The organism is Deltaproteobacteria bacterium, from assembly GCA_019310525.1.
GTDB lineage: Bacteria > Desulfobacterota > DSM-4660 > Desulfatiglandales > HGW-15 > JAFDEE01.
In genome coordinates this window covers 15,335-29,888 of the sequence record JAFDEE010000032.1, presented here as the reverse complement: position 1 = coordinate 29,888, position 14,554 = coordinate 15,335, and the positions used below count along the sequence as shown (strand labels likewise).

11 protein-coding genes are annotated in these 14,554 nt (G+C 53.3%); 9 read left to right on the top strand and 2 right to left on the bottom strand.

Features of this window, described 5'->3' with window-relative positions:
• The first annotated feature begins 166 nt into the window (after positions 1-166).
• Together JRF57_07750 and JRF57_07745 are read left to right on the top strand one after the other, a co-directional pair.
• Complete coding sequence (locus tag JRF57_07750; protein MBW2303590.1) at positions 167-1,618, top strand: sigma-54-dependent Fis family transcriptional regulator; 1,452 nt, start codon at positions 167-169, stop codon at positions 1,616-1,618.
• Positions 1,619-1,901: 283 nt separating this feature from the next.
• Positions 1,902-2,276 carry a hypothetical protein gene (locus JRF57_07745; GenBank protein MBW2303589.1) on the top strand — a complete coding sequence of 125 codons (375 nt, stop codon included), beginning with the start codon at positions 1,902-1,904 and terminating at the stop codon, positions 2,274-2,276.
• Between the two features lie 71 nt (positions 2,277-2,347).
• Here the strand turns inward: JRF57_07745 and JRF57_07740 are convergent, their stop codons facing one another.
• Positions 2,348-3,340 (bottom strand): radical SAM protein, encoded by a 993-nt coding sequence (locus JRF57_07740; GenBank protein ID MBW2303588.1) that lies wholly within the window; start codon positions 3,338-3,340, stop codon positions 2,348-2,350.
• Positions 3,341-3,562: 222 nt separating this feature from the next.
• Here JRF57_07740 and JRF57_07735 point away from each other — a divergent pair, with 222 nt between their 5' ends.
• The 4 genes from JRF57_07735 (at position 3,563) to JRF57_07720 (ending at position 8,423) form a co-directional block, all read left to right on the top strand.
• Positions 3,563-4,225 carry a hypothetical protein gene (locus JRF57_07735; protein MBW2303587.1) on the top strand — a complete coding sequence of 221 codons (663 nt, stop codon included), beginning with the start codon at positions 3,563-3,565 and terminating at the stop codon, positions 4,223-4,225.
• A 265-nt stretch (positions 4,226-4,490) separates the two neighbouring features.
• Positions 4,491-5,903 carry a protein kinase gene (locus JRF57_07730; protein MBW2303586.1) on the top strand — a complete coding sequence of 471 codons (1,413 nt, stop codon included), beginning with the start codon at positions 4,491-4,493 and terminating at the stop codon, positions 5,901-5,903.
• Positions 5,904-5,962: 59 nt separating this feature from the next.
• Positions 5,963-7,324: a 30S ribosomal protein S12 methylthiotransferase RimO gene (rimO, locus tag JRF57_07725; protein ID MBW2303585.1), complete on the top strand. Its 1,362-nt coding sequence runs from the start codon at positions 5,963-5,965 to the stop codon at positions 7,322-7,324.
• A 118-nt stretch (positions 7,325-7,442) separates the two neighbouring features.
• The gene (locus tag JRF57_07720) at positions 7,443-8,423 is read left to right on the top strand and encodes a polyprenyl synthetase family protein (protein ID MBW2303584.1); all 981 of its coding nucleotides are present in this window, start codon (positions 7,443-7,445) and stop codon (positions 8,421-8,423) included.
• 149 nt (positions 8,424-8,572) lie between these two features.
• On the opposite strand, the gene JRF57_07715 is transcribed toward JRF57_07720, so the two are convergent.
• Complete coding sequence (locus JRF57_07715; protein MBW2303583.1) at positions 8,573-9,337, bottom strand: ribonuclease Z; 765 nt, start codon at positions 9,335-9,337, stop codon at positions 8,573-8,575.
• A 320-nt stretch (positions 9,338-9,657) separates the two neighbouring features.
• On the opposite strand from JRF57_07715, the gene JRF57_07710 reads away from it, so the two are divergent.
• From JRF57_07710 to sat, 3 genes are all read left to right on the top strand, one after another.
• Positions 9,658-12,240 carry a sigma 54-interacting transcriptional regulator gene (locus tag JRF57_07710; GenBank protein MBW2303582.1) on the top strand — a complete coding sequence of 861 codons (2,583 nt, stop codon included), beginning with the start codon at positions 9,658-9,660 and terminating at the stop codon, positions 12,238-12,240.
• 259 nt (positions 12,241-12,499) lie between these two features.
• On the top strand, positions 12,500-12,892 hold the full coding sequence (locus tag JRF57_07705) for a response regulator (protein ID MBW2303581.1): 393 nt from the start codon (positions 12,500-12,502) through the stop codon (positions 12,890-12,892).
• A gap of 312 nt (positions 12,893-13,204) precedes the next feature.
• On the top strand, positions 13,205-14,425 hold the full coding sequence (gene sat / locus JRF57_07700) for a sulfate adenylyltransferase (protein MBW2303580.1): 1,221 nt from the start codon (positions 13,205-13,207) through the stop codon (positions 14,423-14,425).
• Positions 14,426-14,554: the final 129 nt, after the last annotated feature.

The window sequence follows — 14,554 nt, the reverse complement described above, 5'->3', positions numbered from 1 at the left end:
GGCAGACAGGTCAGGCTCAGATTTTAATCCTCGAAATACTTTAATGTATTCCTGCGGTTAAAATCTTCGCCTTCCTTGACCTTGAACAAAATTGCCTGCTTTATGGATGGGCACTATTTCACTCGGGTAGAAGCAAGAGAAACGAAAGCCCGAAAAGGCGGGAACCATGGCAAGGGTTTTGATCATTGATGATGAAGTCGCGATTTGCCGGGTGCTGTCCGATATGGTGAAACGTATGGGACACGAGCCCGCGACGGCAAAGACCTTGAAGGAGGGGGTGTCCAAGGCCTTCAAGGAACCCTTTGACGTAGTCCTCCTGGATGTGGCCCTTCCCGATGGAAGCGGGCTGGACGTGATTCCGAAGTTACGGGAGACGGTCTCTCTGCCGGAGGTGGTGATTATCACCGGGGCCGGGGATCCAACCGGGGCCGAGATGGCCATCCGAAACGGTGCATGGGACTATCTCCAGAAGCCCCTTTTCGCCAAGGATATCTATCTGGCCCTGAACCGTGTGATCCAGTACCGGAAAAACGTGAAAAGCGCCCCCAAGTCGCCCGTGGCTTTGAACCTGGACGGGATCGTTGGAAACAGCCCCAGGATCAGGGCATGCTTTGATTTTGTGGCACAGGCCGCAAACAGCGATGCGAATGTGCTGATCACGGGGGAGACCGGTACCGGCAAGGAACTCTTTGCCCGTGCCATCCACGAAAACGGACCCCGCTCTGAGAAGAGCTTCGTGGTGGTGGACTGCGCGGCCTTGCCCGAGAGCCTGGTTGAGAGTTCCCTTTTCGGTTACGAGAAGGGGGCGTTCACAGGGGCGGATCGGGCGAGAGACGGGTTGATTCTTCAAGCAGACGGAGGCACCCTTTTTCTTGATGAGGTGGGCGAGTTGCCCATGTCCATGCAAAAGGCCTTCTTGCGGGTCCTTCAGGAACGCCGATTTCGCCCCATTGGGGGGAGGATGGAGAAAAGCAGTGATTTCAGGTTGATCGCGGCCACCAACCGGGATCTGGACCAAGGAAGCAAAACCGGGGAGTTCCGTAAAGACCTGCTTTTCAGGATACGTTCGCTCCTTATCGAGATTCCACCTCTCAGGGAAAGACGGGAAGATATCAAGGACCTTGCCCTTTATTACATCACCAAGATTTGCGAACGGCAGGGAACAGAGATCAAGGGCTTTTCACCGGAATTTTTTGAGGCCCTGACCACTTACAACTGGCCGGGAAACGTGAGGGAACTGATTCATACCCTGGAGGGCGCCATCGCAGAGGCGGGCAGGGAGCCTACCTTATTTCCCAAGCATCTTCCCAGTCATATCCGAATCCAACTGGCCCGTGCCTCGGTCACCAGGAACAAGAAGAGAGCGGAAAAGAGCGATCCGGGACGAACCATCGCCCTGCCCCCGTTCAAGACCTCGTACAAGAACTTCAGGGAGTCCGTCATGGCGGAAGCCGAAAAGCATTATTTCCGTGACCTCATGGAGGCCGTGAAGGGGTCAATCTCGGAGGCCTGTAGGATTTCCGGCCTTGGAAGGACCCGCCTCTATTCACTTCTCAAGAAGCATGGGATCGATCGTTCCGAGTTTTCAGCACCCGGAAAGAATCTTCGCCGGGAATGATGGTTGGGCTTCCGTCCCAAAAAAATCCATCCAAAAAAAATTCGCTTAAGTGACCATCTCCTCATTTCGAATTCGGGGAGGATCCCCTTTGTAGTCGACCTTTGTTCACATTTGATGGACCCGCACAGTTTTCCTGCCGACTGAAAGGATTCCGATAAAAGGTCTTCTTGTTTAACTATCTGAAATTATTTATAATATATTTCAAAGGGCCTCCTTTTGAAATCCGGTATGATTCTTGCTGCTTATAGTGAATGAAGCCGGAGAGGAAGGATGGCTCGCTGTGATGCCTAAAAGGATTCTGCTCTGTTATATCAATGAAAAAACCCGGGCAGGGAAAAGACTGCTGTCGGTGATGGATGGAGTGGTTCCACAGAGTCAGGTGGCGGTCTACCGCAGAATCAAGGATCTATACAGGGAGCTTTTTCAAGTCCCTGGAATGGATTTCATCATTCTTCTCTTGGCCCATCACAGAAAGGAAGTGGAAAAGATCCTCGCTTTTAAAGATCTGCTTCTTGACCATCGGATCATCCTGATCGTTCCCCACGGGGACAGAAAAAGCGTGGCCATGGGACACAGCCTTTACCCCAGATTTATGACATTTACTGACAGCGATTTCTCTGATGTTCGGGCGGTAGTGGCGAAGATGATTCGAGGGTGAAAAGTATGACCTGCCTCTGCATGACTTTGGTTCAACAACCGGTTAAAAATCCGGCACGAAGTTTCAGGCCCTCAGATTGAGTCCACTGGTCCCAAGCACTTGAAATCCGGCCTGAATTCAAGGGAGCAACAGGTCGGCTGGAAACGGGGCTTAAGTCCCAGGTCCTCGGCCACTTCGATGGCTTCTTCCGACCAGACGGCCATACGGGTGGCGCCGGCCCGAACGGCCAGGACCTCCAGTTGACGTCCATCACGGTTCCGGGGTCTTTCACAGCCGAGCGAGATAGGCAGGTCCGGCATAAGCAAACGTGCCCTGGCGATGAGACGCGCGGTTTCCAGGGGCGAAGGAGGGGTGACCCGGGCCATGGGGAGACCTTTCAAGGGAGTTAGGACCACCACGACCAATACGGAAGGCCGGAAACGGCTGATCATCTCCAGGGCCTCATATTCCGCCCTGATCTTTCCGTAATAAAGGCCCACCACGATATGGGGAGCGAATTCAAGCCCGCTTTCCTTTATGTTTCCTGCGGCTTCAATAATCCTGTCAAGTGATGGCAGGTGGTAGATCCGCCGTGCCGTTTCATCATCCCCCATTACGTCTATCAGACCCTGTTTTACACCGGTGTTTTTAAGCGCTGTGCATGTGGCCTTGTCAGGGAACCCGGTGTGGGCCGAAAGATAGAGCCCGGTTTCCTGCGACACTTTCTCAATGGCTCCATAGAATTTTTCCCAGGGGAGCCTTCCCCCTGAATCGGCCCCACCGCTCAATAACAGACCGTGGGCACCGGCCTTCTTCAATCCCTTTGCCCTTGCGATAAGCTCGGAGGGATCCCTTACCTTGATCATGGGTTCCAGCAATGCACCCTTGCAGTGTTCGCAGAGGAGTTCACAGGAATCGCCCGTAATGGAAATGGCGGGATATTTCCCCCGTTCCCGCCCGTACCTGATCATCCCGGGAAGATAAAATGTGAAGTCGTCACCGTGATGGTCCCTCGCGGTTTCCCAGGCCCTCTTGAAAAGGTCCCGGTCTTCGGGGGACAGGTCCTGCAAGTCATTTCGTTTCATCGGCAGCCGGCATCCTCATTAACCATTCAATCAAGGTAAGGCACGAAAAGTGAATGACGAAAAACCAGGATTGGTTGTTTGCCGGGGCGACAGCCTGGGCGCCACCCCGGGTTGACAGGGCCACTGAATACTGCATAATGGCCCTGAAAGCAACCCCCATTCCTTGAAACCAGGGTTCGGTCCTTTATGGGGCGTCCCGCGACGAGACGAGAGGACAGACAAATGAGGCCAAGAAAACAGGCCGGACGAGGGCCGTTGATTTTTTTTCTTTGCATGTTGATCGCGGTTTCCTGTTCGAGTCTTCTTCACCTAAACCTCGTATACCGGCTTCCTTCCGGAGAAAAAAGCGTTTTTCACGGGAAGAAGATCTTCCTCTCCTTCCTCGACAAAAGGCAGGAAAGAGAGGTGATCGGACCGGGAGTTCGGCAAGTGTTCAGGGATGTTTCCGGGAACTTCTCCCTGTCCTTGATGAGGGGGGATAAAGAGGAGACTTATCTCGGTGTCTATGAACTGCCGGAGCTTTTTCTCGAAGTATTCGGGAGAAGATTGCGCAATGAAGGGTTGAGCGTGGTGGAGAGGTCTGAAGACGCCGATGTGGAACTCCGAATCGTTCTAACCCGGTTCCGGATCGATCTGGTGAACAGGAAATGGAAGATGATCTTGTCTTACGAAGGAGTTCTTCTCAGAGAGGGAAATGTTCTCTCCCGGCAGCGGATCACGACAAATGGGGAGCGGGTGAAACTGATGGGGCAAAGGCAGGCCGACAGGCTTGCAGGCGACATCTTGACGGATGCCGTCAACCAGTTTGATATCCAAGGATTGCTGGGAAATCCTGAAAGGTCGGCACCTCGATCGGTCGGCCCGCAATGGCGGGTCAAAGGGTAGAAGAGGAAGAAGCGCGGAGAATTTCGGCGGGAAGATTCATTCCTGATGGACATGCTTGATAGACGTTTGGCTATGGATTTAGATAGTGTCCATCCATAAATGGCCCTTTTCCCCAATCTCTGCGTCAGGCTCAGATTTTAATCCTCGAAATACTTTAATGTATTCCTGTGGTTAAAATTTTCGCCTTCCTTGACCTTGAACAAAATTGCCTATTTATGGATGGACACTAGATAGCGCCTGAGTGCATCATTCCGGTCCAAGAGCTATGAATCGGCAGGAAGAGCAGAAAAAGAAGCACGGGCTGACCAGTTGGCTTAAGGTCAAATTGCTGGGCAGGGAGAAAGATACAGGACCGGTCGATGACCGCTTCCTTGCCGACCTTTCCGGGATCCGGACGATCGGGCGTTACGAAATCATCAGCAAACTCGGTCAGGGAAGTATGGGAGTCGTGTATCTTGGAAGGGATCCTTACATCAACCGGTATGTAGGAATCAAGGTCTCGCGCCCTGCAGCAGGACTGGCGGGAAAACAGGCCAATAAGTACAGGGAACGTTTTTTCCTTGAGGCCCAATCCGCAGGAAGGCTCATGCATCCGAGCATCGTTGCAATCTATGATGCTGGCATGCACAAGGATTTCTGTTACATCACCATGGAATATATCGATGGGCCCAATCTCGTGAGATATTGCAGCAAAGAGAACCTGCTGCCCATCAACCGGGTGGTGGAGATCATGTACACGGCCTGTATCGCTCTTGATTTCGCCCATAAAAGAGGCGTGGTACACAGGGACATCAAGCCCTCCAACATAATGCTCAATCGGGCCGGTGAGGTTAGGATCACGGATTTCGGCATTGCCAGGATCAAGTCGGAACAGACCGTTGCCGCCGGAATCGTGGGATCACCCAGTTATATGTCACCGGAGCAGGTCCGCGAAGAACCCGTGGACGGAAAGAGCGATATCTTTTCTCTCGGATGCGTTCTCTACGAACTTCTCACAGGAGCAAAGGCCTTTCCCGGCGAGAACTACTTTTCCATTCTTTACAAGATTACTAATGCCGACCCGACTCCCATGCGGAATCTTCGTCCGGAAATTCCTGATATACTTATCAAGATCACCGGGAAAGCCTTGGCCAAAGACCCGAACCGGCGATACCAGACCTGCATGGACATGGCCTACGACCTGAGAGTAGCCCTGAGGGGACTTCGGGGAGGAACCGCCAGGAGCGATAAGGTCGAAAATGTGGTGGACTACGTTCATGGGGTCCCCTTTTTCGAGGATTTTTCAAAAGAGCAGGTCCGGGAGATTCTCAACACCTGCAATATCATCAAGGTATTCAGGGGAAAGGTCGTGGTCGCCGAAGGAGATATAGACGATTCATTCTATATTATCCTCAGCGGAAGGGCCGCTGTCAGGAAAAACGGAAACACCCTTGCCACCATCACCCGGGGGGAATGTTTTGGCGAGATGTCTTACTTGAGCGGGGCCACAAGGGCGGCCACGGTGGTGGCCGAGACGGATTGCATCCTGATGAAAATAAGCGCCACTCTCTTGGATCGGTCCCCGGAAAGGATCCAGCTCCTTTTCCTGAAAAAATTCGCCATGACCCTGCTCAACCGGTTGAACAAAAGCAACAGCAAACAGGGTGTCTCCCCTCCTTCTCCAAAGGCTCCCTCCTGATCGATGGACCGCCAGACCGACCGGCTTCCAGGGTGTGCGGAAAGTCCGGGGAAGGCCTTATGAATCTGGATATGCATTCGAGCAAGACGGTTTATTTCGTGAGCCTGGGTTGCGCCAAGAACCGGGTGGACAGTGAATATATGCTGGGATTGCTCCGGGAGCAGGGCTACGGCATTGTTTCCGTCCCAGGGGAGGCTGATATCGCCGTGATCAATACCTGCGGGTTCCTCCAGGCCGCGGTGGAAGAAGCCATCGAAACCATTCTTGAGGTATGTGCAGCCAAGGGACAAGGCCGATTGAGGAAGGTTTTCGTCACTGGTTGCTTCGTTCAGCGTTACGGTTACAAGCTTGCAAGGGAGATTCCCGAGGTGGACGGCTGGCTGGGAACCGGCCGGATTCATCGCCTTGGGGACCTTCTGGATGATCGCCTGGAGGGATGCACCCCCTTTTTTATCGGGAGACCGCTTCATCTCGCGGACCACATGACCCCAAGGGTCCGGACCACCCCATTTTACACGGCCTATCTCAAGATCGGTGAAGGGTGCTCCCACCGGTGCTCCTATTGCCTGATTCCCGCCCTGACAGGTCCCTTTCGGAGCAGGTCCATGGAGTCGATCCTGGCGGAGGCCGGGAAAATGGCTGAAGAAGGGGTCACGGAGGTTAATCTCGTCGCCCAGGATACGACCCTCTATGGAAAGGACCTGGGCCTTGACTCCGGTCTGGAAGACCTGCTCGAGGCACTCATCGGTCTGCGGGGAATCCGCTGGCTCAGGCTCCTCTATGCCCATCCCCACCGGATCTCGAATCGCCTCCTGGAACTCCTCGACGAAAAGAATACCCTCTGCCCCTACCTGGATATTCCCCTTCAGCATGTGAACGAGGAAATCCTTTTAAAAATGGGGAGGCACGGCCCGGGTGAGTCCCCGTGGCAGCTCCTTGAGCGTATCCGGGCCAGGACATCCGGGTTGGTGCTGCGAACCAGCCTCATCGTGGGATTCCCGGGAGAGACAGAGGAGGCCTTCGAGGAACTATGCGAGTTCGTCCGCTGGGCGGCCTTTGATCACCTCGGGACTTTCCTGTTCAGCCCGGAGAAGGGAACACCGGCGGCGCGGATGGATGGGAGGGTCCCCCCGGAGATCGCTAAAGAAAGACAGCAGATCATCATGGAAATCCAGGCCGAGATTTCCGAAAAAAAACACAGGGGGCTCCTCAATAAAATCGTTCCCGTTCTCATAGAGGGCGAGAGCGACGAGACCGACCTTCTTCTCAGTGGAAGGACCATAGGGATGGCGCCCGAGGTTGATGGGCGAGTCCTTGTAACAAAAGGCCGGGGGATGGTGGGGGAGATTGTCCCGGTGCGCATCACGGAGGTCCATTCTTACGATCTCGTTGGTGAAATCGTCTCAAGGGCCCGATCCTGAGATTGTGCACGAGATACGTTTTTATTTTGACAATAGTGTGGGTTGAAACTATCCTGCCCACCGTGAAAATCAGGACGGGATCCCGAGGGAAAGCAACCCCGGTACAAGGCTGGAAACAATGAATTCAAGCCAAACATTACTTGATCGATTCGAGCCCTATTTTGAAAAAATCAACCAGGCGCTTGCCGGAATCCTCACAAGCCCTGTGGAGCTCGTCAACGAAATCGGTCGCCATTCCTTGCTGGGACAAGGAAAAAGGGTGCGTCCACTTCTTTTCGTCCTCTCCTCCCGGCTTTGCGGATCCCCCGACACGGAGGAAATGTACCGGATTTCCACGGTGTTCGAGTGTATCCATACGGGTTCACTGCTCCATGACGACGTGCTGGACAATGCGGAAACCCGGAGGAACAAACCAGCGGCAAGGCAGGTTTGGGGAAACCATGCCTCTGTCCTGGGCGGTGATTATCTCTACACCAAGGCCTTGGAGTTGGCCCTTACAACGGGCAACACGGAATTTCTCAGGGTGCTCAACCAAATGAGTCTGGAGATGGTCGAAGGCCAAATGCTGGAGCTGGCCAATACCGACAACTGGGACATCGGAAGGGAAGACTATATGCGGATCATCACATCCAAGACCGCTGTTCTCATGTCTGCGGCCTCTGCATCCGGAGGCGTATTGGCCGGCGCGGAGAAAAAGGTGGTGGAGAGACTCAGGAGCTTCGGTCTGAATCTCGGTATCGCTTTCCAACTGGTCGACGATGTCCTGGACTATACCTCATGCGAAGAGGTTTTCGGAAAGCCTGTAGGGAAAGACCTTAGAGAAGGTAAGATCACCCTTCCTCTCATATATACCCTCTGCGCTTTGGACAGGGCTGAAAATGAACGGATCAAGAGCCTTTTCCAAAGTGAAAAGGTCGCTGAGGAGGACCTTGAATCCCTCATCAGTATGGTCAGGGAGGGAGAGGCCATCGGCAGGGTTCAGGCCGAGGCTAGGGAGTACATGAGAAAAGCAGCGGTTTCCCTTGATCCCTTCCCTGATTCCCCCATGAAACAGGATCTCCTGGCCTTGAACGCCTATCTTTGCGAAAGGCGCTTTTAATAAAGGATTGAGAATGGATCCGTCCCGGTGGGGATATCCTGGAAGTCCCGGGTCCCCGGAGCACCAAGTGGGACGGGAAATCGTCCCGGGAGGTGAAACATCCCGCCTTTTCCCCTTGAAACCCGCTCACTCATCTCTTGGATCCCCCCTCAAACCGTCAGCCGGAGGAAATCCCGGGCCAATATCAATTCTCCGTCGTATGTCTGTCGGCACTGGGTCCCGATCTCGGTGGACAGGACTTCGGGATAGAAATGGAGGAGTACGAGCTTCTTGGCCTGGGCCAGGGAGGCGATCCTGCCGGCCGTTAAAGGATGGAGATGTCCTTCCACGGGGGATTGGTCCGGAAAAGAACACTCCAGGAAGAGAATATCAGTGTCCCTGGCAAGATCCACGAGTCCCTCGCAATAATCCGTATCCCCTGAGTAGACAAAGCTGCGTCCATCGGGGTCCTCTACCCGGTAAGCGATGCTGTGTGGGGTGTGTTTCACCGGGTGGCTGATGACGGTCAAATCCCCCAGGGTTCCGGTCTCCCTATTGTCCGTGTCTCTCTCTTCTATACGCATCAGGTTCGGGGGAAGTTCAAGCCATTTCGGATACGCCTCCTGTAAACGGTGAAGGAATTCCACGAATCCCTTTGGGGCAGTTATACCGAAAGGTGCACGGCTGGATAACGTAGAAGGGTGGCGGGTTGCAAAAAGGAAATGAACAAGATCCCCGGTATGATCCGGATGAAAATGGGTGAAGAAGATATGATGGATCGTCTTGTAGTCCAGTCCGGCCCTGGTCAACTGGCGCAAGGCGCCGGGACCCATGTCGAAGAGCATGCATCCGGCCCCGTGGAGAAGGACCATGGAAGGAGATCCCCTGTCAGGCAAAGGGAATCCGGTGCCTGAGCCGAGAACGATCAACTCCATGACGTGAAGACCCGTGAATCTTGAAAAGAAGTTAAGGTTGTGGTATGTCTCCGGGCGGATTCAAAAAAAGGAGACCCGAAATCGTTAGGAGTCTTATATCGAGAAAGGGTCTCTTCGTCAATGAATCATGCCGGAGATTTCCATCTTTTCCTTAACCCACTCGGGGAGGAAGGAAGCCCTCCGGTGACCGCGCTTCGACAAAGGGGTTGGGGGAGCGTGGAGGAGCAGGAGCGGGCGACCGATCGGCCTGATTTCAGGGGTTTGACCGCCCTGGTGCACCCTGTAATTTCATGGCCGCCTTTTTCAGGAGAATTGATTTCGTGGCAGGTGTTTTCATGGACAAGATTCTTGTCGTCTCCTCAAGCGATGAAGATCTGGTCCTTCTGTCCCGTGAGTTGGAGAAAAGAATAAAGGGGGGAAAAATCTATGGAACCCCTTTGGGTGTGGAGGCCCTGCGCAAGGCAGGAGTGGTCCTTCCGGACGTCATTGTCTTGTGGGCGGTAAAAGGGGATTCCAGGGTTCAGGAGATCGTTGAGAAGTTTAAATCGGATCCCAGGACCCACACATCCCTTATTCTCCTTTGTCATTCGGACGGAATACCTTCCGAAACGGTTTCCCGAGCCGTGGAATTTGGAGTTGATGTCGTCCTGCATGGTCCTCCGGAGATGGATCACCTCGCCTCCCAGGTCAGGGGCATGCTCCGGCTGAAGGGCTCCCTGGACCGACTCCGGGAAGAGTGCGACTCCCTCAAAAAGGAAATCGACGAAAAGACCCGGACGCTGAAGGAAAGAACCGAGGACCTCGCAAAGCGCCTCAAGGAACTGGATTGTTTTTATGGGCTCGCCGAACTCCGCGAACGGCCCGGTATGACATTGGAAGGAGTCCTCCAGGGAGTCGCCGACCTGGTGGCTTCCGCCTGCCGGCATCCTGAAATCACTTGTGCAAGGGTTCTCCTGGGATACCAGGAATTCAAGACGTCAAATTTCAAGGAGACGCCTTGGAAACTGAGTTGCGACATCAATGTCCAGGGTGAATGGGCCGGTACCCTGGAAGTCTATTACCTGGAACCCCCTGAAGACGGTCAATCCCCTTTTCTAAAGGAAGAAGAGTCTTTACTTACCGCCATAGCCGAACGTCTGGGTCGGATCGCCGAACGCGTTCAGGCCGAGGAATCATTGCGGCTGGAGAGTGAGAATCTCATTAATATCCTCAGATCCATGGAGGATTGGGTTTACAAGGTGAACGCCCAGTACGAAGTGGAATACGCCAACCCCGCTCTCCAGAGAGAATTCGGGCCTCCCAACGGCAGGAAATGTTTTGAATATTTTCACGGACGCAAGGCTCCCTGCTCCGGGTGCAAGGCCCGAATGGTGTTCCGGGGGGAAACCGTGCGGCGTGAATTCTATTTTCAGAAGAAACAGAAGACCTTCGATGTCCTGGATACCCCGATCATCAATTCTGATGGAAGTATTTCAAAACTATCAATCTTCCGGGACCTGACGGCTATCACCCTTGCCCAGAAGGCCTTGGAGGAAAGGGAACTCCTTTACAGGAGTGTCACGGAGTCTGCTGCGGACGGGGCCGTCATGGTCCAGGACGGGAAGATTCTTTTTGCCAATCATGCCTTTGTCATGATGTTCGGATACGAAAATCCTGCGGAAGTGGCCGGCCGGGAGGTGGTTCATCTCTTTGACCCGGATTTCAGAGAACTCTTCCGGAGGGTCTTCGACCCATCGGAAGAAGATTCAACCCTTGAAAACCTGGTGCGGGGGGTGGGAATTGCCAGGGATCAAAGGAAATTTTGGGTCTCCATCAACCGACGCGTTATCCGCCTGAAGTCGAAACCCGCCATCTTGGCCACCATGCGGGATATTACCGAGGACATGATCCAGGAAGAATCCGTCCAGGAAGTCGCCGAGCATCTCCTCAAGGAAAACATCAAGCTGAGGTCCTCTATAAAGGAACGTTACCGTTTCGGGGATATTGTCGGGAAAAGCCGGCCCATGCAGGAAGTCTATGAACTTATTTTAAAGGCAGCCGGTTCCATGGCCAATGTGATCATCCTGGGGGAATCCGGCACCGGAAAGGAACTCGTGGCGCGTGCCATTCATGCTATGAGTGCACGGGCCGACAAGGCCTTCGTTCCTGTAAATTGCGGCGCCATCCCCGAAGCTCTTGCAGAGAGCGAATTTTTCGGACACCGGAAAGGGGCTTTCACGGGGGCCCACATCGACAAGACGGGATACCTGGACACGGCTGATGGAGGGACCCTTTTCCTTGATGAAGTGGGTGAACTGGGACTCAATATCCAGGTGAAATTGTTACGGGCCCTTGAAAACGGGGAATATACCCCGGTCGGGGATGCCCGTCCCAAGAAATCCGACTTGAGAATCATTTCCGCAACCAACAGGGATTTCCAGGGATTGGTCGGCAGGGGGCTCATCCGGGAGGACTTTTATTACCGGATCAGTGTCATCCCCATCCGACTGCCACCCCTCAGGGAGAGGAAGGAGGATATTCCCCTCCTGGTGGAGCATTTTCTCCGGATGTACGGGAAGGAAAATCTGGTGCGGGCCATCCCGGGAAAGGTCACGGAGATTCTCTATAACTATGATTGGCCGGGAAATGTCAGGGAATTGCAGAGTGTGGTTCAGCGATACCTGGCCGTTGGGAATTTCGATTTCCTTTCACCGGAAATGAGAAGGGATTCCAAGGAAGATCAGATTGAACTGGAGGAGGCCCAGAAGGTCAGGGACCTCCGAAAGGCCCGGGAGAATTTTGAAAAACGGATGATCCTCGCCGCCTTGAATCAAAATCGCTGGCATAGAGGTAAGGCGGCCGCTGCGCTGAATATTGATCCAAAGACTCTTTACACCAAGATGAAAAAAACAGGGATTTTATGACCGAAATTCGGGCGAAAACACCCGAAATATTTAAAGGTAAGTAATATTAAATAGTTATTCTCTTTTCCTGAAATGGGTTAAGGCGTTTTCGCCCGACCCACCCCTGAAAGACTCCCCTGCTCCTAATCCAGGCCGGATCAGGATCCCCCGAATGATCAATGAGTTAATCCATGCAAGACCCTTTTGGCATGTTTGTTGCCAATAGGCAAAAAGGGTCAGAAAGTGTGCATGCTTTGTCGATATCAGAGGATGAAGATCCATGAAGGTGCTGGTAGTGGATGGAGACACAGCCGTTAGATCCTCGACCGTTGAACTGATCAGGGGTTGGGGGCACGATGCGGATTCATCCGCCACGGGCAGGGAAACCCTGGAAAAGGTGCAGCACGACGTTTTTGACTTGGCCTTGCTGGATATTGATCTCCAGGATATCTCGGCAAAGGAATTGATAGGGAAACTCAAGGACCTGAGCCCGAAGATCGGCATTGTAACGATGACTGAGCAGAGCGCCGATGAGCTGGAAAAACAGATTCGGACCCTAGGCATTATCTATTACATGTGCAAGCCGATCAACGAGAAGGCTCTCAAGGAGATCATTGATCATATGTCCAAGAAAAGAACCTTTGAAGGAGTTGGAAAAAGCCTCATAGGGTGACGGGTGATGCGGAGGGGTTTTCTCCCTCCAATCCTTTGTGTGGGAAGAACCGGGTGAAAACGCATTTTCCTTGACACCTAGGATAAATCATTATAGGGATCGATCTTTTGGATGAAGGGTTAGGGATCCGCGGAGCGGGTGGAAAGAGGGTCTCTCAAGAACTCCACTTATGGTCGGTAAAGAGGTGGATTAACGGCCTTCGGGCGCGAGCCGATTTTACCGAAAGCGTGCACAGATGCGCTGTGAGAAGAGAACGGATCCACGAAATTTCCGGGCTAATATAAACTGAAGATCATCAAAAGGAGGATGACTATGTCAGGTCTTATTGTACCTCATGGAAAGGAAGAAAGACTTATGCCTCTTCTCCTGGAGGGGGACGCCCTTCAGGCGGAGGCGGAAAGAGCGAAGGGGCTGAAACAGATCCGGATGACTTCCCGGGAGACATCGGACCTTATCATGATGGGAATCGGTGCCTTTACTCCCCTTACCGGGTTCATGACAAAAGCGGACTGGCAGGGAGTGTGCGATAAGTACCTGATGGCCGACGGCACATTCTGGCCCATCCCGATCACGCTTTCCACGGATGACGAAGATGTCAAGGAAGGTGATGAGGTTGCCCTGGTGGATGATGAGACGGGAACCACCATTGGAACCATGCAGATCACCGAAAAATACACGATCGACAAAGAATACGAGTGCAAGGCCGTGTTCCGGACCGCGGACTTGGAGCACCCCGGTGTTCAAAAGGTCATGAATCAGGGGAAATACAACCTGGCCGGTCCCGTCAAGGTGATCAGCGAGAGTTACTACCCCGAACAGTTCAAGGGGCTTTATCACAGGCCTGCCGAGGCCCGGAAGATCTTTGAAGATTTGGGTTGGAAGCGTGTGGCCGCGCTTCAGCTCAGGAATCCCATGCACCGTTCCCACGAATTTTTGGCAAAGATCGCCGTGGAGATCATGGACGGCGTTTATATACATCAGCTTGTCGGCAAGCTGAAACCGGGAGACATCCCTGCTGATGTGAGGGTGAAAGCCATTCAAGTCCTAGTGGATAATTATTTTGTGAAAGGCACCGTGGTCCAGGGAGGTTATCCCATGGAGATGCGGTATGCCGGTCCCAGGGAGGCCTTGCTTCATGCCGTTTTCAGACAGAACTACGGATGCAGCCACATGATCATCGGACGTGACCACGCAGGTGTGGGTGACTACTACGGACCATTTGACGCGCAGAAGATTTTCGACGAGATTCCTGAAGGTGCACTGAAATGCCAGAATCTGAACATCGACTGGACCTTCCATTGCTATAAGTGCGGAGGCATGGCCTCCATGAGGACTTGCCCTCACGGAAAAGAAGACAGGCTGCTTCTCTCCGGAACCATGGTAAGGAAGACCTTGTCCGAGGGCGGGGAACTTCCGCCGGAATTCTCCCGTCCGGAAGTCGTTGCGGTTCTTAAGGAATACTACCAGAACCTTGATGAGAAAGTGGAGATCAAGCTTCATGGCGCAGCGACGGGGGAAGTGAAGAAAGACTGAGCAAAGACCAAGTGACGGCGTGATTTATTGTTTTTTCGTCTCTGCCTTACAATATCCATCAAAGAAAGGGGGTGCAAAGAAGTCGGCTCTTACATTCAACGCAACGCTTGTAAATATCATTAACCTGAT